Annotated in this window: 18 protein-coding genes; 4 read left to right on the top strand and 14 right to left on the bottom strand. The window is 60.2% G+C overall.

All coding sequences use genetic code 11. From position 1 onward, the window contains the following. Positions 1-15 precede the first annotated feature (15 nt). Genes pcaF through paaA form a run of 10 tightly spaced genes read right to left on the bottom strand, consistent with a single transcriptional unit; the run spans position 16 to position 8,182 of the window. Positions 16-1,221, bottom strand: a complete 1,206-nt coding sequence (pcaF, locus tag F0319_RS10135) for a 3-oxoadipyl-CoA thiolase (protein WP_149366822.1) — start codon at positions 1,219-1,221, stop codon at positions 16-18. Beyond that, positions 1,221-1,643 carry a hydroxyphenylacetyl-CoA thioesterase PaaI gene (gene paaI / locus F0319_RS10130; RefSeq protein WP_008502373.1) on the bottom strand — a complete coding sequence of 141 codons (423 nt, stop codon included), beginning with the start codon at positions 1,641-1,643 and terminating at the stop codon, positions 1,221-1,223. The genes pcaF and paaI overlap by 1 nt, the downstream gene beginning before the upstream one ends. Continuing rightward, the gene (gene paaH / locus F0319_RS10125) at positions 1,633-3,057 is read right to left on the bottom strand and encodes a 3-hydroxyacyl-CoA dehydrogenase PaaH (RefSeq protein WP_149366821.1); all 1,425 of its coding nucleotides are present in this window, start codon (positions 3,055-3,057) and stop codon (positions 1,633-1,635) included. The genes paaI and paaH overlap by 11 nt, the downstream gene beginning before the upstream one ends. Position 3,058: 1 nt before the next feature. Beyond that, entirely contained in the window at positions 3,059-3,847 is a 789-nt protein-coding gene (gene paaG / locus F0319_RS10120; RefSeq protein ID WP_149366820.1) for a 2-(1,2-epoxy-1,2-dihydrophenyl)acetyl-CoA isomerase PaaG, read from the bottom strand. After that, entirely contained in the window at positions 3,847-4,614 is a 768-nt protein-coding gene (paaF, locus tag F0319_RS10115) for a 2,3-dehydroadipyl-CoA hydratase PaaF (protein ID WP_149366819.1), read from the bottom strand. Before paaF ends, paaG begins: the two co-directional genes overlap by 1 nt. Then, positions 4,611-5,681, bottom strand: a complete 1,071-nt coding sequence (paaE, locus tag F0319_RS10110; RefSeq protein ID WP_111964719.1) for a 1,2-phenylacetyl-CoA epoxidase subunit PaaE — start codon at positions 5,679-5,681, stop codon at positions 4,611-4,613. The genes paaF and paaE overlap by 4 nt, the downstream gene beginning before the upstream one ends. Positions 5,682-5,688: 7 nt before the next feature. Further along, positions 5,689-6,186 (bottom strand): 1,2-phenylacetyl-CoA epoxidase subunit PaaD, encoded by a 498-nt coding sequence (gene paaD, locus F0319_RS10105; RefSeq protein ID WP_149366818.1) that lies wholly within the window; start codon positions 6,184-6,186, stop codon positions 5,689-5,691. 11 nt (positions 6,187-6,197) lie between these two features. After that, entirely contained in the window at positions 6,198-6,944 is a 747-nt protein-coding gene (paaC, locus tag F0319_RS10100) for a 1,2-phenylacetyl-CoA epoxidase subunit PaaC (protein WP_149366817.1), read from the bottom strand. Between the two features lie 8 nt (positions 6,945-6,952). Then, positions 6,953-7,240 (bottom strand): 1,2-phenylacetyl-CoA epoxidase subunit PaaB, encoded by a 288-nt coding sequence (paaB, locus tag F0319_RS10095; RefSeq protein ID WP_008502380.1) that lies wholly within the window; start codon positions 7,238-7,240, stop codon positions 6,953-6,955. 12 nt (positions 7,241-7,252) lie between these two features. Further along, positions 7,253-8,182 (bottom strand): 1,2-phenylacetyl-CoA epoxidase subunit PaaA, encoded by a 930-nt coding sequence (paaA, locus tag F0319_RS10090; RefSeq protein WP_063616970.1) that lies wholly within the window; start codon positions 8,180-8,182, stop codon positions 7,253-7,255. A 285-nt stretch (positions 8,183-8,467) separates the two neighbouring features. Between paaA and paaZ the strand changes: the two genes are divergently transcribed. The 3 genes from paaZ to F0319_RS10075 all read left to right on the top strand — a co-directional run bounded on the left by paaZ (position 8,468) and on the right by F0319_RS10075 (position 14,607). Next, positions 8,468-10,510 carry a phenylacetic acid degradation bifunctional protein PaaZ gene (gene paaZ, locus F0319_RS10085; protein ID WP_149366816.1) on the top strand — a complete coding sequence of 681 codons (2,043 nt, stop codon included), beginning with the start codon at positions 8,468-8,470 and terminating at the stop codon, positions 10,508-10,510. A gap of 598 nt (positions 10,511-11,108) precedes the next feature. Further along, the gene (tynA, locus tag F0319_RS10080; protein WP_149366815.1) at positions 11,109-13,382 is read left to right on the top strand and encodes a primary-amine oxidase; all 2,274 of its coding nucleotides are present in this window, start codon (positions 11,109-11,111) and stop codon (positions 13,380-13,382) included. 118 nt (positions 13,383-13,500) lie between these two features. Beyond that, positions 13,501-14,607, top strand: coding sequence for a GGDEF domain-containing protein (locus F0319_RS10075; RefSeq protein ID WP_149366814.1), 1,107 nt, complete (start codon positions 13,501-13,503; stop codon positions 14,605-14,607). Positions 14,608-14,649: 42 nt separating this feature from the next. Here the strand turns inward: F0319_RS10075 and F0319_RS10070 are convergent, their stop codons facing one another. Continuing rightward, positions 14,650-16,149 carry an aldehyde dehydrogenase family protein gene (locus F0319_RS10070; protein ID WP_149366813.1) on the bottom strand — a complete coding sequence of 500 codons (1,500 nt, stop codon included), beginning with the start codon at positions 16,147-16,149 and terminating at the stop codon, positions 14,650-14,652. Positions 16,150-16,390: 241 nt separating this feature from the next. On the opposite strand from F0319_RS10070, the gene feaR reads away from it, so the two are divergent. After that, positions 16,391-17,299 (top strand): transcriptional regulator FeaR, encoded by a 909-nt coding sequence (gene feaR, locus F0319_RS10065; protein ID WP_111964726.1) that lies wholly within the window; start codon positions 16,391-16,393, stop codon positions 17,297-17,299. On the opposite strand, the gene F0319_RS10060 is transcribed toward feaR, so the two are convergent. Genes F0319_RS10060 through F0319_RS10050 form a run of 3 tightly spaced genes read right to left on the bottom strand, consistent with a single transcriptional unit; the run spans position 17,300 to position 20,452 of the window. Beyond that, on the bottom strand, positions 17,300-17,617 hold the full coding sequence (locus F0319_RS10060; RefSeq protein WP_115874948.1) for a YdbL family probable chaperone protein: 318 nt from the start codon (positions 17,615-17,617) through the stop codon (positions 17,300-17,302). A gap of 7 nt (positions 17,618-17,624) precedes the next feature. Next, positions 17,625-17,816, bottom strand: a complete 192-nt coding sequence (locus F0319_RS10055) for a YnbE family lipoprotein (protein WP_014169918.1) — start codon at positions 17,814-17,816, stop codon at positions 17,625-17,627. Continuing rightward, the gene (locus F0319_RS10050) at positions 17,813-20,452 is read right to left on the bottom strand and encodes a YdbH family protein (RefSeq protein ID WP_149366812.1); all 2,640 of its coding nucleotides are present in this window, start codon (positions 20,450-20,452) and stop codon (positions 17,813-17,815) included. The genes F0319_RS10055 and F0319_RS10050 overlap by 4 nt, the downstream gene beginning before the upstream one ends. Between the last annotated feature and the right edge of the window lie 306 nt (positions 20,453-20,758).

Below are 20,758 nucleotides of genomic sequence, written 5' to 3'. Positions count from 1 at the left end.
ACATTGTTTTTATGCTCAAACACGCTCAAGGATCATGGCAATGCCCTGACCCACACCGATGCACATCGTACACAGCGCGTAGCGCCCGCCGCGTCGGTGCAGTTCATTACTCGCGGCCAGCGCCAGCCTGGCGCCGCTCATGCCCAGCGGGTGGCCCAGCGCAATTGCGCCACCGTTCGGGTTGACGTGCGCGGCATGGTCCGGCAGGCCCAGCTGACGCAGCACGCCCAGCGCCTGCGCGGCGAAAGCTTCATTAAGCTCGATGACGTCCATATCGTTAATACTGAGCCCGGCGCGCTCCAGCACCTTCCGGGTGGCGGGTACCGGGCCAAGCCCCATCAGACGTGGCTCCACGCCTGCCGTCGCCATCGCCACGATCCGCGTGCGCGGGACTAACCCCTGCGCCAGCGCCATCTTCTCGCTGGCGACGATCAGCGCCGCAGCGCCGTCGTTGACCCCGGAGGCATTCCCCGCCGTGATCACCCCGTTCTTACGGAACGGCGTTTTCAGCCCGGCAAGCTGTTCAAGCGTGGTGTCCGCCCGCGGATGTTCATCCACGCTGAACGCTGTGACCGCCCCTTTTTTACCCGGCACCGGCACCGGCACGATCTCCTGCGCCAGAATGCCGTTCTGCTGTGCCAGCGCGGTACGCTGCTGGCTGCGCAGGGCGAACGCGTCCTGATCGGCACGGCTGATATTTAACAATTCAGCTACATTCTCTGCCGTTTCCGGCATACTGTCAGTTCCGAATTGCTGATGCATGAGCGGATTCACAAATCGCCAGCCGATGGTGGTATCAAAGATCTCCGCCTGACGCTGAAAGGCGGCTGTGGCTTTGCCCATCACGAACGGCGCGCGGGACATCGACTCCACGCCGCCCGCGATCAGCAGGTCGCCATCGCCCGCCTTAATGGTGCGCGCGGCAAAACCAATCGCGTCCAGCCCGGAACCGCACAGGCGGTTAATGGTGGTTCCGGATACCGTCTGCGGCAGCCCGGCCAGCAGCGACGACATGCGCGCTACGTTGCGGTTATCTTCCCCCGCCTGGTTGGCGCAGCCGAAAATCACGTCGTCGATCCGCTCCAGGTCGAGCTGCGGGTAGCGGGCCAGCAGCGCGCGCAGCGGAACGGCACCCAGATCGTCGGTTCGGACTGCGGAAAGCGCGCCGCCGTAACGGCCCACCGGTGTTCGAACGCCATCACAAATAAATGCGTCACGCATCAGGCTTCTCCTGTCACGCTGCCGCCGATGCGGTGAGATTTTCCGCGAAAAAGGGCGACGGTTTTCTGTTGTTGGTTCTGGATTTCAATGTCGTACACGCCGGTCAGCTTGCCCTGATGCTTCACCCGCGCGGTGGCGGTGAGCGTGTCCCCGGCAAAGCCCGGACGCAGGAAATCAATCGAGCAGCCGGAGGCCACCGCCGCCAGCCCCTGGCTGTTGCAGGCGTAGGCAAAGGCAGTGTCCGCCAGCGAAAACAGCTGCCCGCCGTGGCACGTTTTGTGGCCGTTAAGCATCTGCGGGGTGATGGTCATGGTGACAACCGCGTAGCCCTCGTCCATCTCGACAATGTCCATCCCCATCGCCTGAGCACAGGCGTCCCGTTCGTACATGGTGCGGGCGTTATGCCAGGCGTTATGACTCATAGCTACTCTCCAGAAGCGCGCGCTGGCGCAGCAGTGAACAGGGGCGATAGCGCTCTTCGCCGTAATGGCGCTGCAGGTTCTCCAGCAGTGTGAGCAGGCGCTGCCAGCCCAGGCGCTCGCCCCAGGCGATCGGCCCGCTCGGGTAGTTCACGCCCAGGCGCATGGCCGTGTCGATGTCCTTCTCGCTGGCGACCCCTTTTTGCAGGGCATCCAGCGCCTCGTTGGCAATCATCGCCAGCGTTCGCCAGATCAGCAGGCCGGGATAATCGGCAATTCGCACCACCCGGTGTCCCTGCTGCTGCAGGTAGCGGATGGCTTTTTGCGTCGCGGTATGCGGGTTGCTGGCGGCAGCGGCAATGACCGCCACGTCACGCTCGATGCGGTCGACCACCACCACCGGGCCGTTGAGCCGCAGCGCCAGCGCCTGCGCGGTCTCTCCCTGCGTTTCAATCAGGTACACATCATCAATTTCCGTGACACCGTCACGTCGCTTTTCCACGCGCATCGGGCTATAGCTGTCGTTCACCGACTCAACCCACTGCACGTCAGGTTTGTCGCCCTGCCAGTCGTACACGCCCTTCCCGCTTTTCTTGCCCAGCCTTCCAGCCAGCACCAGCTCCTGCTGCACCAGCGAAGGCAGAAAACGACGCTCCTGCCAGAAGGCGTTAAATACCGAGCAGGTCACCGCAAAATTTACGTCCTGACCAATCATGTCGGTCAGCTCCAGCGGCCCCATCGGGAAGCCGCCGCCTTCGCGCAGGGCGGCATCAATCACCTCCGGCGGCGCGACCTGCTCTTCCAGCGCGCGCCAGGCTTCAGAATAAAACGGACGCGCGACGCGGTTGACGATGAACCCCGGCGTTGACTGGCAGCGAACGGGCTGTTTGCCCCAGTTCAGCGCCAGCTCGCACAGCGCGTCGGCCACTTCCGGGGAGGTCGCCAGCCCGCTGACCACCTCCACCAGCTTCATTACCGGCGCTGGGTTAAAGAAATGCAGGCCTGCGACGCGCTCCGGGTGGTGGACGTCCGCCGCAATCGCCGTGACGGAGATGGAGGAGGTATTGCTGGTCAGCACCGTCTGCGGCGGGCAGATCTCAGCCAGCTGGGCAAACAGCGCCTTTTTCACCTCCAGCCGCTCGGAGGCCGCTTCAATCACCAGATCGGCCGTGGAGAGCGCGTCGATCTCCGTGACGGGAACAAGCCGGGCAAGGGTCTGGCTCCCGGCATCGGCGGAGAGTTTTCCGCGCGTCACACGGGAGGCCAGACGCTGGCGGATCCCGTCGATGGCGCGTGATATCGCATCGCTGGAGATGTCATAGAGCAGCACCTGATGCCCGTGGCTGGCCGCCACTTCGGCAATCCCGGCACCCATCGTGCCGCTGCCAATCACGGCGACCGTACGTATGTTCAGCATCTTATTTCCCCGTAAAGTTCGGCGCGCGCTTCGCGAGGAAGGCGCTGACGCCCTCGCGGTAGTCGTCGCTGCGCCCGGCCAGGCGCTGATAGTCACGCTCCAGATCGAGCTGGCCGTCCAGGGTATTGGTTTCCGCAGCATTGATCGCCTGCTTGATCAGCCCCAGGCCGAAGGTCGGCTGCGACGCAAAATGCAGGGTCATCTGCTGCGCCGTAGTGGAGAGCTCTTCGTCATCGACCACCTGCCAGATCATGCCCCACGCCTGCGCCTGTTCGGCGCTGAGCTTGTCGCCGAGCAGCGCCAGCCCCATGGCGCGGGCGCGTCCGGCCACGCGCGGCAGCAGCCAGGTGCCGCCGCAGTCCGGCACCAGGCCGAGCTTGCTGAAGGCCATCACGAAGCTGGCGGAACGCGCCGCAATCACCATGTCGCACCCGAGCGCCAGCGTGGCGCCCGCGCCCGCCGCCACGCCGTTAACGGCACAGATGACCGGCTTCGGCAGCTTTGCCAGGCGGCGCACGAGCGGGTTGTAGAAGGTTTCAACGGACATGCCCAGATCCGGTGCCGGGCCGTTAGGGTCGACGTTGCGGTCGTTGAGGTCCTGACCGGCGCAAAAGCCGCGTCCTGCCCCGGTGATCAGCAGGCAGCGAACGGTGTCATCGCGCTCGGCCTGTTTCAGGCACTCGGCCAGCTGCCGGTGCATGACGTCGTTAAAGCTGTTCAGACGCTCCGGACGGTTCAGCGTAATGGTCATCACGCCCTGTTCTACATGACTGAGAATAAATTCCACAATTAGCGTCCTTTAAAGTCGGGAGTGCGTTTTTGTAGGAAGGCGTTGATGCCTTCCCGGCGGTCTTCGGTGGCAGAAAGCAGCGTAAACAGCTGGCGCTCCTGGGCCAGACCGGCCTGAAGCGGCACCTCCTGAGACTGGCGAAGCGCCTGTTTGGCTGCCTGTAGCGCCAGCGGCGAGTGGCGCCCCATCAGGGCCGCCTGCTTCAGGGCATACTCCAGCGTCAGCGCTGCCGGGAAAACATCGCTCACCAGCCCGGCGCTCAGCGCCTGCTCTGCGGTAATGCTCTCACCGGTCAGCACCATTTTGCTGGCCAGGGATTTACCGACGCTACGGATAAGACGCTGGGTGCCGCCCGCGCCGGGCATGATGCCGAGCGTGATTTCCGGCAGGCCGAAACGGGCGTTGTCACCGGCAATCACCACGTCGCACAGCAGCGCCAGCTCGCAGCCTGCGCCCAGCGCGAAGCCGTTCACGGCGGCGATCAGCGGTTTACTGAACGTATTGATGCGTGACCACAGCTGCGGGCGAATATCGTTTAGCGTGGCGGGCAGGTCTTTCTCCGCCATTTCGTTGAGATCGGCCCCGGCGGCAAAGCAGCGCTCGCTGCCGTAAATCACGCAGACGGAAATCTCGGCATCCACGGCGGCGGCCTCAAGCTGTTCCGCAAGCTGGGTCAACAGCACGTTGTTGAGGGCGTTGCGCGCCGCCGGACGGTTTAGCGTCAGCTGCAGCACGCGGCCATGACGGGTAACAATCAGTTCGCTCATGCCATCCCCTTCGCGTCGAAGTCGACGATCACGTCGGCGGTTAACGGCAGCGACTGGCAGCTCAGCACATACCCGGCCGCCAGCTCGTCCGGCTCCAGGCTGTAGTTGGTTGCCATGTCCACCTTCCCGCGCAGCACTTTGCATTTACAGGTGGCGCAGACGCCGCCCTTACAGGCATAAGGCAGATCCGCCCCCTGACGCAGGGCGGCATCGAGAATGCTTTCGTCGTCCGCCGTCAGGGTGATTTCACGGTCGCGCCCGTCCTGGCGAACGGTCACTTTTTGTCCATCAACCTGCACGTGCGCCGCGCGCTTAACGGTGATACCGGAGGTGTTAAAGCGCTCAAGGTGAATGGATTTGTCCGGCATCCCCAGCGCCTTCAGCGTGGCTTCCGCGTCGTCCATCATTGCGGACGGGCCGCAGATAAACGCCTCGTCGTACTGGCGGAAGTTGATCAGGGTTTTCGCCAGCGCCTGCAGCTTTTCCCCGTCGATGCGGCCATACAGCAGGTCGCTGTCCAGCCGCTCCTGGCTGAAGATGGAGACCAGCTGCAGGCGCTGCGGGTATTTGTCCTTCAGGTCCGCCAGCGCCTGGCGGAACATCATGCTCTGGCTGCTGCGGTTGCCGTAGATTAGGGTGAAATGGCTGTTCGGTTCGGTCTCAAGCGTCGCGGAGATAATTGCCAGCATCGGGGTGATCCCGGAGCCTGCCGCAATTGCCAGATAGTGGCCTTCGCGTTCGGCCCGCGGCTGGTAGCCAAACTGCCCCTGAGGAACCATTACCTCCAGCGCCATGCCCGCTTTGATCTCATCCCGGGCATAGCGGGAGAAGCGCCCGCCTTCAATCGCCTTGACCGCCACGCTGATTTCGCCCGGGGCGGCACTCCGGCAGATGGAGTAGCAGCGGCGCAGCTCGTCCCCGCCAAGCTTCGTTTTTAACGTCAGGTGCTGGCCTGGACGGAAGCGGTAGGCCTCCTGCAGCGCCTGCGGCACCGCAAAGGTGATGGTTACCGCGTCGCGGGTTTCGGGTTCCACTTTTGCCACTGTTAATGAATGAAACGTTGTCATGGCAGCCTCAAATACATTTGAAATAGTCGAAGGGCTCACGGCAGGAATTGCAGCGGTAGAGCGCTTTGCAGGCCGTCGAGCCAAATTCACTTATAAGCGCGGTGTCGATGCTGGCGCAGCGCGGGCAGCTCACCTCCACCGGGGCGTGCGCGTGACAGCTATGCCCCACCGGTGGACTGATGCCATACGCCCGCAGGCGCTCGCGCGCGTCGGGGGTCATCCAGTCGGTGGTCCAGGCGGGTTCAAGCTGGAGCACAATGTGCACCGGGGTAAAGCCGTGCGCGGTCATCGCCTCGCGGATCGCCCCTAGCAGGTGTTCCGTTGCCGGGCAGCCCGAGTAGGTGGGCGTGAAGCCGATAACCCAGCCTTCCCCCTGCGCCTTCACGCTGCGCACCATGCCTAAATCGGTGATGGTTAACACCGGCACTTCCGGATCGGGGATCTTGCTTAACAGCGCCCAGATCTGCGGGATTTGCGCAGGCGCGATGTCGACGAGGCGTTGCATAGCGTTCTCCTTTACCACTGCTGACCGGGATACGCGCGCTGGAGATACTGCATTTCCGCCAGCATCGGGCCCAGATGTTCGGTATGCAGCCCCTGCTTGCCCCCGGTGCGGTACGCCACCTCGGCGGGCACCTGCAGGCAGGCCTCATTCAGACCGGCATACACTTCGCTTTCCCACGGCTGGCGCAGGAGGCGCGGGTCAACCGCCACGCCGGACTCAATCAGCTCCCGCTCGACGTCATCGGCGTCAAACAGCTCCGCCGTAAAACGCCACAGGCTGTCGATGGCCTGCTGCATTTTTTGCGCAGACGTTTCTGTCCCATCGCCCAGACGCACCAGCCAGCCGCGGCTGAAGCGCAGGTGGTAGCGCGCCTCTTTAATCGCTTTGGCGGCAATGGCGGCAAGCTGGCCGTCGCGGCTTAGGGCTAGGCGTTCATACAGCGCCACGTTCCAGGCATCCATCAGGTACTGGCGGGCAATGGTGTCGGCGAAGCTGCCGTTCGGCTGCTCCACCAGCAGGACGTTGCGGAACTGGCGCTCGTCGCGGCCAAACGCCAGCGTGTCTTCATCGCCCTGGCCTTCCCGCTCCGCGGCATAGGTCAGGAAATTACGCGCCTGGCCCAGCAGATCGAGGCCGATATTGGCGAGCGCGAGATCGATTTCCAGCTCCGGCGCGTGGCCGCACCAGGCGCCGAGACGCTGGGAGAGCACCAGACCGTTGTCGCCCAGACGCAGGGCATAGGCAGTCATTGAGTTCATTCTTTGCCTCACATATGCTCGATGCCGTCAGGGATCGTGTAGAACGTCGGGTGGCGGTAAACCTTGCTTTCCGCCGGGTCGAAGAACTCGCCGCGCTCTTCCGGCTGGGAGGCGACAATCTCGCTCGCCTTCACCACCCAGATAGAGCAGCCTTCGCTGCGGCGGGTATAGGCATCACGCGCATTTTCCAGCGCCATGCGATCGTCGGCGGCATGCAGGCTGCCCACGTGACGGTGGGACAACCCCTGTTTGCTGCGTACGAACACTTCGTACAGCGGCCAGTAGACATTGCTCATGGTTATTTCCTCTTAAGCGGCCTGACGGGCGCGCTGTTTTTCGGCGTGCGCCAGCGCGGCTTCCCGCACCCACGCGCCCTCTTCCCAGGCTTTACGTTTCGCGGCCAGGCGTTCGTGGTTGCAGATGCCGCGCCCGTTAATGACCTCGTCAAACTCCTGCCAGTCGATCTCGCCGAAGCGGTAATGACCGCTCTCTTCATCAAAACGCAGGTCGGGATCTGGCACCGTCATGCCCAGCATTTCTACCTGCGGCACCGTGTTGTCGACAAAGCGCTGGCGCAGCTCGTCATTGCCGAAGCGTTTGATTTTCCACGCCAGGCTGCGGGCGCTGTTCGGCGAGTTGTCGTCGTTCGGCCCGAACATCATCAGCGCCGGCCACCAGAAGCGGTTGATGGCATCCTGCAGCATCTGGCGCTGGGCTTCACTGCCCTGCGCCAGCGCCATGCAGGCCTCAAAGCCCTGACGCTGGTGGAAGCTCTCTTCTTTACAGATTTTCACCATCGCGCGGGCATACGGACCGTAGGAAGTGCGGCACAGCGCCACCTGGTTGACGATGGCCGCGCCGTCCACCAGCCAGCCGATCACGCCGATATCGGCCCAGCTCAGGGTCGGATAGTTGAAGATGGAGGAGTATTTCATCTTGCCGTCGAGCATCTTCTGGTAGATGTCTTCCCGCGCGCAGCCCAGCGTTTCCGCCGCGCTGTAGAGGTAAAGCCCGTGTCCGGCTTCGTCCTGCACCTTCGCCAGCAGGATCGCTTTTCGGCGCAGCGTCGGGGCGCGAGCGATCCAGTTCCCTTCCGGCAGCATGCCGACAATTTCGGAGTGCGCATGCTGGCCAATCTGACGGATCAACGTCTTACGGTAGGCGTCAGGCATCCAGTCCTGAGGCTCAATCGCCGTCTCCTGCGCTATGCGCTGCTCAAACCGTTGTTCTTGCGTCACGTCATCACCTTTATGATTCGTTAGTTTGCAAATTAAAGCGTAATGTTGAATCACTTTGTTTTTTAAAAGTTACACAAAGGTTAAATATAACCCCAAGAATTGTTTCCTGATTCTGTGACGTTGCTCGCAGGCCTTTTGCTGAAAGCCTTGATAAGCGGACCTTCGTATTCTGTAATTCATCCAGTCAGATCACATCATTAACAATTCATTAAAAACGCCGCTTGATTTTTATGATTCATGATTAAACTATTAATGAGTAAATTACGTAACATTTGGAGATAAGCGATGCAGCAGTTAGCCAGCTTCTTATCCGGTTCCTGGCAGTCTGGCCGGGGCCGCGAACGCACTATTCATCACGCCATCAGTGGCGAAGCGCTGTGGAGCGTGACCAGCGAAGGGCTGGACATGGCGGCCGCCCGCCGCTATGCGATTGATCGCGGCGGCGAAGCGCTTCACGAGATGACCTTTATCGAACGTGCGGCCATGCTGAAGGCGGTGGCAAAGCACCTGCTTAGCGAAAAAGAGACGTTTTATGCCCTGTCCGCACAGACCGGGGCGACTAAAGCAGACAGCTGGGTGGACATTGAAGGCGGGATCGGCACCCTTTTCACTTACGCCAGCCTGGGCAGCCGCGAGCTGCCGGATGACACCGTGTGGCCGGAAGACGAGTTAATTCCTCTGTCAAAAGAAGGCGGCTTTGCCGCGCGTCACGTCCTGACCTCGAAGTCCGGCGTGGCGGTGCACATCAACGCCTTTAACTTCCCCTGCTGGGGGATGCTGGAAAAGTTGGCCCCGACCTGGCTTGCCGGCATGCCCGCCATCATCAAACCCGCCACCGCCACCGCACAGGTGACGCAGGCGATGGTGAAATCCATCGTCGACAGCGGGCTGGTGCCGGACGGCGCCATCAGCCTGATCTGCGGCGGCGCGGGGGATCTGCTCGACCAGCTCGACAGTCAGGACGTGGTGACCTTTACGGGCTCCGCCAGCACCGGGCAAAGCCTGCGCGTGCACCCGAATATCGTGGAGAATTCGATTCCGTTCACCATGGAGGCCGACTCCCTGAACTGCTGCGTGCTGGGGGAAGACGTCACGCCAGAGCAGCCGGAATTTGCCCTGTTCATCCGGGAAGTGGTCCGCGAGATGACCGCCAAAGCCGGGCAAAAATGTACGGCCATTCGCCGCATTATCGTCCCGCAGAGCCAGATTGACGCCGTGAGCCAGGCGCTGATTGCCCGCCTGGAAAAGGTGTTGGTGGGCGATCCGGCTCAGGAAGGGGTAAAGATGGGTGCGCTGGTCAACGCCGAACAGCGTGCGGACGTGCAGGAGAAAGTGGATCACCTGATCGCCGCAGGCTGCCAGGTCCGCCTGGGTGGCAAAGCGGATTTGCAGGCCGCGGGCGCGTTCTTCCCGCCGACGCTGCTGTTCTGCCCGCAGCCGGATGAAACTCCGGCAGTCCACTCAACCGAAGCCTTTGGCCCGGTTGCGACGCTGATGCCGTATCGCAATGCACAGCACGCGATGCAGCTTGCCCGCGCGGGCGGCGGCAGCCTGGCGGGCACGCTGGTCACCGCAGACCAGGACATTGCCCGCCAGTTTATTCTCGGCACGGCGCGCGCCCACGGGCGTATTCAGATCCTCAACGAGGAAGCCTCGAAAGAGTCCACCGGCCACGGTTCCCCGCTGCCGCAACTGGTGCACGGTGGCCCGGGGCGCGCGGGCGGCGGCGAAGAGCTGGGCGGCCTGCGCGCGGTGAAGCACTACCTGCAGCGCACCGCCATTCAGGGCAGTCCGACCATGCTGGCCGCCATTGGCAAGCAGTGGGTGCGTGGCGCAACGGTGCAGGAAGATCGCGTGCATCCGTTCCGCAAATACTTTGAGGAGCTGCAGCCGGGCGACAGCCTGCTGACGCCGCGCCGCACCCTGACGGAAGCGGACATCGTGAACTTTGCCTGCCTGAGCGGCGATCACTTTTACGCCCATATGGACAAGATCGGCGCGGCAGAGTCGATCTTTGGCGAGCGCGTGGTGCACGGCTACTTCCTGATCTCCGCCGCGGCGGGACTGTTCGTTGATGCGGGCGTTGGGCCGGTGATTGCCAACTACGGCATGGAAAACCTGCGCTTTATCGAGCCGGTCAAACCGGGCGATACCATTCAGGTGCGTTTGACCTGCAAGCGTAAAACGCTGAAGAAACAGCGCAGTGCCGAGGAAAAACCGACCGGCGTGGTGGAATGGGCGGTTGAGATCTTCAACCAGCACCAGCAGGCCGTGGCGCTCTACTCCATCCTGACGCTGGTGGCGCGCCAGCAGGGAGATTTCAGCTAACGCCCCTCACCCTGACCCTCTCCCCAAAGGGGGAGGAATCCCTGTAATTTTTTTAACCGGAAGCGATAAATTGCTTCAGGAAAATTAATGGCTTACAGCGATACCTTGGTCCGGCTGTAAATCGCCGAGGCGTTTCCGTAAGGCCGGGGCGAGGCGCAGGGATGCGCCGAGAGGGCGTGGCCTGCAGGGATGCAGGCTCATGCCCGACCCGATAGCCTGAAGGAATAAGCTGAGGGCACCGCGAAGCGGCGATTTACCGCCGGGAGCCCGGGTCGCCAGGGCGGCGGCGACTGAGCCGCCCTGGCACGTTCACTGGTCATGTCGTGACAGAATAGCAAGGAACATGAAGTGAACGGAATGACCACTACAGCCGTATGTTCCCCCTCACCCCAGCCCTCTCCCTCAAGGGAGAGGGGGTCGCCTGTGCTGACATCATTTGTGGGGAGAGGAAATGGCCCAGCATGTGATGTATCCCCGCTCTTTTTTTAACCTGGCAAGACTGGCAAATAATCTGGCAGATGCAGGCAAACGCTTTTCTCAGGCGCCTGTCAGGATAAGGCTGTCACAACACAATAAACACAACAAGATGAGGTCTACGATGGGAAGCAATTCTTCTTTTTCTGCCCGTAGAACGGCGCTGGCTATGGCCGTTGCGCTGTGTTGCGCCTGGCAATCCCCTGTTTTCGCCCACGGCAGCGAGGCGCATATGGTCCCGATGGAAAAAACGCTGCAGGACTTTGGCGCTGACGTGCAGTGGGATGATTACGCACAGATGTTCACCATTGCGAAAGACGGTGCCTTTGTGAAGGTCAAACCGGGCGCTAAAACCGCCATCGTCAACGGCAAAACCCTCAGGCTCGAGGTGCCGGTGGTGATGAAAGGCAAGAAAGCCTTTATTTCCGATACCTTCATCAACGATGTTTTCCAGTCCGGTCTTGACCAGACCTTCCAGGTTGAAAAACGCCCTCACCCGCTAAACGCGCTAACGGCGGACGAAATTAAGCAGGCCGTTGAGATTGTAAAAGCCTCGGCGGACTTTAAGCCTAATACCCGCTTTACCCAGATTGCCCTTGCAGAGCCAGAGAAAGCCGAAGTGTGGGATTTTGTGCTTAACGGTACGGCTGTGGATGCCCCGCGTCAGGCGAAGATCGTGATGCTCGATGGAAAGCACGTTATCGAAAGCGTGGTGGATCTGAAGGATAAAAAAATCCTGCGCTGGGAACCGGTGAAAGACGCGCACGGCATGGTGCTGCTGGATGATTTCACCGCGGTTCAGCAGATTATTAACGAAAGTACCGAGTTCGCCGAGGTGCTTAAAAAACACGGCATCACCGACCCGAAAAAAGTGATTACCACGCCGCTGACCGTCGGCTATTTCGACGGTAAAGACGGCCTGAAGCAGGAAGATCGCCTGCTGAAGGTGGTGAGCTATCTGGACGTGGGCGACGGCAACTACTGGGCGCACCCGATTGAGAACCTGGTGGCCGTGGTCGATCTTGAACAGAAAAAGATCCAGAAGATTGAAGAAGGCGCCGTTGTTCCGGTTCCCATGACCCCGCGTCCCTATGATGGCCGCGACCGCGTTGAGACGCCGAAAAAACCGCTCAACATCACCGAGCCGGAAGGCAAGAACTACACCATCACCGGCGATATGGTGCACTGGCAGAACTGGGATTTCCACCTGAGCCTGGACTCCCGCGTCGGCCCGATGATTTCAACCGTCACGTATAACGACAACGGCAAAAAGCGTCAGATTATGTATCAGGGGTCGCTCGGCGGCATGATCGTTCCTTACGGCGATCCGGACGTGGGCTGGTACTTTAAGGCCTATCTTGATTCCGGCGACTACGGCATGGGCACCCTGACCTCGCCGCTGGTGCGCGGTAAAGACGTGCCGTCCAACGCGGTGATGCTCAATGAAACCATTCCGGATTACACCGGCGCGCCGATGGAGATCCCGCGCGCGATCGCCATTTTCGAACGCTACGCGGGGCCGGAATATAAGCATCAGGAGATGGGCCAGCCTAACGTCAGCACCGAGCGCCGCGAGCTGGTGGTGCGCTGGGTGAGTACCGTGGGCAATTACGATTACATCTTCGACTGGGTGTTCCATGAAAATGGCACCATCGGCATTGACGCCGGCGCGACGGGTATCGAAGCGGTGAAAGGCGTGCAGGCGAAAACCATGCACGATGCCACCGCCAAAGACGATACAAAATACGGCACGCTGATCGACCACAACATCGTGGGCACCACGCACCAGCACATCTACAACTTCCGTCTTGATATGGACGTGGATGGCATCAACAACAAGCTGGTGGCTATGGATCCGGAAGTGAAGCCGAATACCGCCGGGGGTCCGCGCACCAGCACCATGCAGATCAATCAGTATGATATTGATACCGAGCAGCAGGCGGCGCAGAAGTTCGACCCGGGCACGATTCGCCTGCTGAGCAACACAAGTAAAGAGAACCGCATGGGTAACCCGGTCTCGTACCAGATCATCCCTTACGCGGGCGGTACGCACCCGGTGGCGACCGGCGCGAAATTTGCCCCGGACGAGTGGATCTACCATCGCCTGAGCTTTATGGACAAACAGCTGTGGGTGACCCGCTACCACCCTGATGAGCTCTACCCGGAAGGTAAATTCCCTAACCGCTCCGTACACGACACGGGCCTCGGGCAGTACAGCAAAGATAACGAGTCGCTCAACGATCGGGACGACGTAGTCTGGATGACCACCGGCACCACCCACGTGGCGCGCGCGGAAGAGTGGCCGATCATGCCAACGGAATGGGTGCATACCCTGCTTAAGCCGTGGAACTTCTTCGACGAGACGCCAACGCTCGGGAAGAAAAAAGACGAAAAATAACCACCCGCCGGGCAATAGCCCGGTTTTTTTTGCCCTGGCGTTTGAGGATCGTCCTGGCTTGCTTATAGTTACAGATATCTCATCGACATGATTTATCCCCCGGACGGGAAAGGGCTTTATGGAAAAAAGAAAAAAACCGTCGCTGGAACGGGCGACCTGGCCAACGCGCCATGCCATGGTCATGCACGGGCTGGCGATGAACCTGCCGTGGCTGGCCTTCGTCAATATCAGCTTCGCGGTGATGATTCTGCTGCGACACGTTCTGCTTAAGCCCAGCGATCCTCTTTATCCCCACTCGCCCCAGCTGACGAGAATGGTTGATGCCTCCATGCTCGGTATTATCATCCTCTCGGCCGCGCTGATCCTCATGGCCTGGCGGCGTATCGCCGGTATCAGCGTGGTGTTGTTTATCTGTAGCGCCATCTGGTCGGTATCCTGCTTCTGGTTTATCACCCAGCTGCTGCTCCCGCACGTCTGGCCGCTGTGCGTTATTCTGTTACTCGCCGGTTTGACGGCGCTCTATTTTTACCCTGAAGGGCTGCTCGCCTTTGTGCTCCCACTCTGGATCACCCTGCCGATAGCAAGCTGGATAAGAAACGATGGCCTCAACCTACACTTCGTTGTTATCTGGAGCGTGTTTACGCTGATCCTGATCTGCGGGCGTTTCATTCTGCTGAGCTGGTTTGACGAAGCCTGGCGACGTAACCAGCAAAATCAGCTGCTGATTTCGCGGCTGGACGCGCTGGCGCATCAGGACCCGTTAACCAAAACCGCCAATCGCCGGAAAATGGAGGTGGTGCTGGAGAACGCGGTTGAGCAGAAAAAAACCTTCTCGGTGATCATGCTGGATATCGACTACTTCAAGCGCTACAACGATACCTACGGGCACCAGGCGGGCGACGACTGTCTGACGCGCGTGGCGCGCGTGCTGAAGCAGTCCGTGCGCACGCCTGACGATGTGGTGTCACGCTACGGTGGTGAGGAGTTCGTGGTCATCCTCTTCAATTGCCCGGCAAACATTGCGGAAAAGGTTGCCCTGCGTATTCAGGACGGCCTGCGTACGGAAGCCATACCGCACGGCGCCTCGACGGTCAGCGACCATGTCACCGTGAGCATGGGGATTGCGAGCATGGCCGAGGGGTTAGCGGGCACCGAGATCATCGCCCGCGCCGATGCGGCGCTGTATCGGGCGAAAGAGGCGGGTCGGGATCGGTGGTCGCTGTAGAAAAAAAGCCGGGTGGCGGCTACGCCTTACCCGGCTTGCTTTTTAATACCGCACGCACACCGACTTGGTTTCACACCAGCCGTCCAGCCAGTCCGGGCCAAAATCGCGTCCGGTACCGGACTGCTTCATGCCGCCGAACGGCATGTTGGCGTCGATCAGCGTATGGCTGTTCACCCAGACGGTGCCCGCCTGCAGCCGGTCGGTATACTCCAGCGCCTTGCTGATATTCTGCGTCCAGACGCTGGCCGTCAGGCCATATTCGGTGTCGTTTGCCAGCTGGAGCGCCTCTTCCCCGTCGGCGACGCGCACAAGGTTGACCACCGGGCCAAACACCTCTTCGCGGGTCAGGCGCAGCGAGGCATCCGGGTTGACCACCAGCGTAGGTGAAACGTAATAGCCTTTGCCTTCCGGCCCCCGGTTACCGACGATCAGCTCCGCGTGGCGCGACTTCGCCTCATCGAGGAAGGTCTGCACCTTGTCGCAATGTGCGCGCGACACCAGCGGGTTAATAAACGCTTCCGGCGACATGCCTGGCCCGACGCTCAGGGATTTCACCGCCTGTTCAAACCCGCTGACCAGCGTGTCAAACAGCGGCGCCTCAATGTAGATGCGCGAGCTCGCCGCGCACACCTGCCCCTGGTTCAGGAAGCTGCCGGTCATCAGGCCTTCGATCACCCACGCGGGGTCCGCATCCTTGAGCACAATTGCCGGGTTTTTCCCGCCCAGCTCCAGGGTCACGCCGGTTAGCGTGTCCGCCGCCGCGCGGGCAATTTGCTTACCCGTCGCCGTTGAGCCGGTGAAGCTCACCTTCGCGATATGCGGATGCGAGGTCAGCGCCGCGCCACACACCGCGCCGCTCCCGGTCACCACGTTGAACACCCCATCCGGGATGCCCGCTTCACTGGCCAGTTCCGCCACGCGCAGCATGGTCAGCGGCGTGGTTTCAGACGGCTTAATGACGATAGAGCAGCCAGCTGCCAGCGCTGGCATCACTTTCCACATGCCGATCATCAGCGGGAAGTTCCAGGGCACAATCCCGGCCACCACGCCAACCGGCTCTTTACGCGTCCACGCCTGATAGCGGGCGCCCTGCGGCAACGGGATAGAAAGATCGAGAGTCTTACCCGAAATTTTGGTGGTCAGCCCGGCGGTATAGCGCATCCAGTTCAGGGTGCAGCCGACTTCAAACATACGGGAAATGTTGATGGATTTGCCCTGCTCCAGCGTTTCAAGCTGGGCCAGCTCCTCGCTGTGCTGTTCCACCAGATCGGCGAAATGGAGCAGGATCCGCTCGCGCTCCGCCGGGAGTTTTCCGGCCCAGGTGCGGGCCAAAAAGGCGCGCCAGCCGGACATGACGGCACGATCAACGTCGTCGACGCTGGCATCGGCAGTTGAGGCAATGACCTCGCCCGTGGCCGGGTTGAAGACGTTCAGCCGCTTTTCACTGTCCGACGCGGCCTGACGCCCTTCAATCCACAGGCCATGCTGTCGGTCTAAAAACTGCTGCACGGCAGGCTGAATAGCCACCTGTGATTCAGACATAGGATACTCCTTCGTTATTCTTCGCAGGGTGTTCATCCAGTCTAAGAGGGGTTTTGTATTCTCGCTTTTGTCTCTGTGACATTCGCTTTGCCACCTGTGACAGGCTCCGCAAATCGCGATAATTGCCGCTTATATCGCTGTTACCGGTGAGTGTTCTTTCCTATAGTCAGCCTCATAGCTCTGACAAAATGCAACACAAATGCAACAATGCGAAAACGTTGACGGTGCAGTGAGAGAAACGATGGCGTGTGCAAGCGAGCAGGAACAGTATCAGCATTGGCTGGCGCAAATTAACCAGGTTTGCGGGCGTTTTAACGCGCAGCCCACCGAGGGTAAATTCTACGGCGAGCTGGAGACCAGCTATGCGCGCAGCCTGAAGCTCAGCACAGTGACCGCAGGCGGCGTTAACCTGTTCCGCTCCCGCCAGGAGATCGCTCAGAGTAACGATGCCTGGTTCTATACCGTATTCCAGCTCGAAGGGAGTGCGGAAATTGAGCAGGATGACCGTCGCGCGCTGCTCAAAACCGGTGATATCACGCTGATTGACGCGTCGCGTCCCTGTTCAATCAACTGGCAGGAAAAATCCCGCCAGATTTCGCTCCTGGTTCCGCGTCAGATTATTGAGCAGCAGTGTCGTTTCCAGGAGATAAGCTGCGCGACCGCCCTTTCCCGCACCTTACCCACGGTGCAGCTGAGCCATCGCCTGTTGATGGAGAGTATGAGCAATGCCGACCTGAGCGATCGTGAAAGCGAAGCGGCGCTCGAAGCGATGATCTGCCTGCTGCGCCCCGCTTTCCAGCAACGTGAAATCATTCAGCCGCGCAAGGAGCGCCAGTTCCAGCATGTGGTGGCGCTGATTGACGACCATATTCAGTCTGAATCGCTGCGTCCTGAATGGATTGCCGCCGAGAGCGGTATGTCTGTGCGCAGCCTCTACCGCATGTTTGCCGAAAAGGGGCTGGTGGTCGCGCAGTACATTAAAAACCGTCGCCTGGATCTCTGCGCGCAGGTACTGCGCACTGCTGGCGATGATGAAAAGCTGGCGGGCATTGGCTACAGTTGGGGCTTTACCGACCATAGCCATTTTTCAACGGCGTTTAAGCAGCGTTTTGGCGTCTCGCCGGGTGAATACCGCAGGCGCTACCGCTAGCTACTTTCTGAGCCACTTTCCGTTAATACCCTTCACGTACTCGCCCGGCTGCGCGCGGGCAACCAGTTTTTGCCCAGCCATTTTGGCCACTTCATCGACCGGCAAATTATTGCTGTCAGCCAGCTTCTGGTAGCTTTCCGTGCGCGCCGCGTTGATGCGATTGACCAGCGCCAGCGTTTCGGCGTCCTGTTGAATCGGGGCCAGATAACCGCTGAGGGTTTCCCCCACGCGCCCCTGGGCCCGGGCATCGTTGAGGGTGAGCGTAGCCGCCTGTACGTTCATCCCCAGCGCCAGCAAAATCAGAGCTACTCGTTTCATGGCGTCCTCAGAACAGATCGCTGCGCGATTTCAGCAGGGTTTCGACGTCTTTATCGACCTTAATGTGGATCTCATGTTCGATTTTGACATTCATATTGATGGTAATCGGCTCCTTTGGCGCAGCGACTTCAATACGCGGCGTACAGCCGGTCAGTAGCGCGGCAACGGCAACGGTGAGCACACCAGCCATCTTTTTCATTGTTGTTCCTCACTTTCCTTGCCGGTCAAACTGCGGGGAGCAGGTATCGCCGCATGTTGCTCAAACCAGGTTTGCAGGTTGTCCCCAAAGCGCAGGCTACGCCAGAGGGTAAAGACATTCTCGTCATGGGTATAGTTCAGGTTGACGGAGCTGCTTTTGCCATCCACCCGGCTGGTCCCCTTGATGGTCGCCTGCATGGTTAATTCACCCAGATTATCTAAATTGATTCTCGTCCACGAACGCGAAATTTCCATATAGCGGAGCCAGTTAATCGCGGCACCCGCGACCATATTATCTTTGACGATGGCGTCGGCCGTATCTTTGTCGATGCGCAGCGTCATTGGGCCCGGGTTGGTGAGCCAGCCATCTTCAATGATCCATTTTTCATTGTCCAGCCAGAACGGCAGCGCCCCGCTGACTGGCCCCGACATGGCAAACTGTTTCGGATTAACGGCGCTAATCAGCTCGCTCGAAGAGATATTGTCCACCCGCAGCAGGGCCGGATCGTGCTGCGGCATCCGCAGCTGCTGCATGGTGATCTTCCCGCCGAGGGTTTCCACCTTCACGTTGGTGAGCAGCAGCGGATTGTCCTCCGTCCAGGGATAGTCCCCCTGTAGATCGGCAGTAATGTTTCGTGCGGTCACCAGGTTTACCACTTCACCGATGCGCAGCGTCACCGGACCGCGCGTGCCCAGAGACCAGGTTCCGTCGCTGAAGCGGAACGGCAGCACAAAATCGACGCCGTTAATCTGGTTATCCGGCATCCAGGCGCTGCCGGATTTCAGCACGCCGTGCCCGCCCGCTTCAAAACCCTGATCGGCCGCCGCCGAGAAAGCGACCTGCGCATACAGTTCCCCGTCGCGCAGCGTCATTTTCCAGTCCGGCGGGATCAGCGGCTGGAATACGGTGAGAGACTGTTTCGGCCACCAGGCCTGCCCGCGAAGGCGCACGCCATCCCAGCGCCCGTTTACCTGTACCGGACCGATTTTGTCCGCGTGGAGGTCGCCCTTAAACTGAAAAATAGTCGGGTCGCTGCCGTCGACGCTAAAGGTCAGGACCGATGGCGGCAACACGCTGCCGCCGGAGAAACGGGTTTGCCCGGCGTTAAGCGACAGCGCGCCGCTGAAGGTCGGTTTTTCGGGGTCACGCAACCATCGCACCGGTTGTTCCAGCACCAGGCGAGGCTTGCTGACCTCCATCGTGCCGTACTGGAGCTTGTCAAAACCGGTGGAGAGCGCCGTCAGCTCAATAAGGTTGTCGCGCCATTCGCCTTTCCCGGCGACATCCCAGCGGGCATGCATCGGCGTAAAACCGCCTTTCCCCCAGTAGCGCCACTGCCACAGGCCGTTATCGGGTAAGAAGTCGCTGGCCTGACCGTCCAGGTGGAGTTCAAAATCGCCCATCTCGTTTTCATGGGCGCGCAGGATAGCCTGCAGACGGCCATCCACGCCCTTCTGGGTGAGCTTCACGCCCGCCAGCGGCCAGCGGATTTCATCGATATCAAGTGAGTCAATGATGCGCCCGCGCGAGCGGAGCAGCGCGCCCGGCTCAAAGGCCAGCTGCGGTTCATACAGGCTGCCGGTCAGCGTTGCGGGCAATTTAGCGTAAAGAATGAGATCGTTTTGCTTTGCCTCGCCGCTCAGGTGCAGAGGCATGTCGCTGTTTTCCATGCTGAGCCTGCCTGGCCCGATATTCAGTACCGCGTTCCCTTTCCCCGCATCACCGTGGGTAAGCACATTCAGCCGTCCGGTCAGGGTGGTTTTATCCAGCCCCTGCTGCCAGTTGTCGGCGCGAAGGGACACCCGCCCGCTCAGCGGCATACCCGAGAGATCCCAGTTCCAGCGCCCGTCGCTGATGTTCAGCTGTTCCGCCGTGATCTGCCACGGCAGGTCGAGCAGCGGATCGGGATTGTCCCGCGCCATCACCACCAGCTGTCCCTGATTGTCTTCCCAGTCCAGATCGGCATCGACCAGAGACGTCAACTGTGGCACGTTAAAGGTCGCGACCGCGTGGCCTTTCACCGGTACGCCATCCGGTACCAGCGGCAGGGTAAATTCGCCCACCAGCTTAATCGGCTGCGGCTGGTCCGGGAGCTGTACATCGAACTGGCTGACCGAGAGCGTCTGACCGCGAAGCGTGCCTTTAATGCTGACCTGCTCGCCTTTATAGGCGATCTCCTGACTGGACGGGGTCAGCGACGCACGCAGCTCGCCCTGCCACTGCTGCCAGGGAGAGAGCGTCAGACGGTGAATCGTGAGCCAGGTATTGGGTAATACTGCCTGCCATTGCGCGAGCGTTTTCGGGGCGACCGTTGAAGGCGCTGACTGAGGAATTTTGCTCAGACAGACGGAATTTAAATCCAGCGCGCCGATATCCAGCTTCCAGCGGCTCGGATGTGACAGCGTCACGTTATCGATGCGGGCAATTTCGCAGTCTTCAACCAGATAGCGAAGATTGGGGATCACCAGCGCGTGGCGGGTCAGTTTCGGGCTCTCTTCGAACGCGATGCGCGTCCCCACGGGCAACCAGATCCCGGCGAGCGTCGGAACCCACTGGGCAAGCGTCATCAGCAGCGTCAGCGGCAACAGTATGAACAGCAGTAAAAGCGCAAGAGCGGCTTTGTATTTACCCTTCATGGGCAGTTAATATCCTGATTTAGCGAAAGAATTAAGCCGGCAGTGCCGAGCATTGTCGCATGTTTAGCGGTTGAGTTGAAGTTAACGCCAAGATTAAGGATAGATGCTGGAAATAGTATGAGGTAACTTTTTTGCTATGTGTAACCTAAAGAACACATTTTATATTCAGTGGGTTACGCATCATTTCAGGCGTAAAAAAGGGAAAACACTGCGAAACTAATACCTGTTCCTGGGCATTGCCAGCAGGTAAAGCATTGCGAATATCAATGACCCCCAGTACACCGAATCGTACCGCCAGGGATCAAA

Origin of the sequence: Enterobacter vonholyi (assembly GCF_008364555.1) — a bacterium.
GTDB lineage: Bacteria > Pseudomonadota > Gammaproteobacteria > Enterobacterales > Enterobacteriaceae > Enterobacter > Enterobacter vonholyi.
The sequence above is the reverse complement of the archived record's forward strand: the minus strand, read 5'-3'. Positions and strand labels throughout refer to the sequence as shown.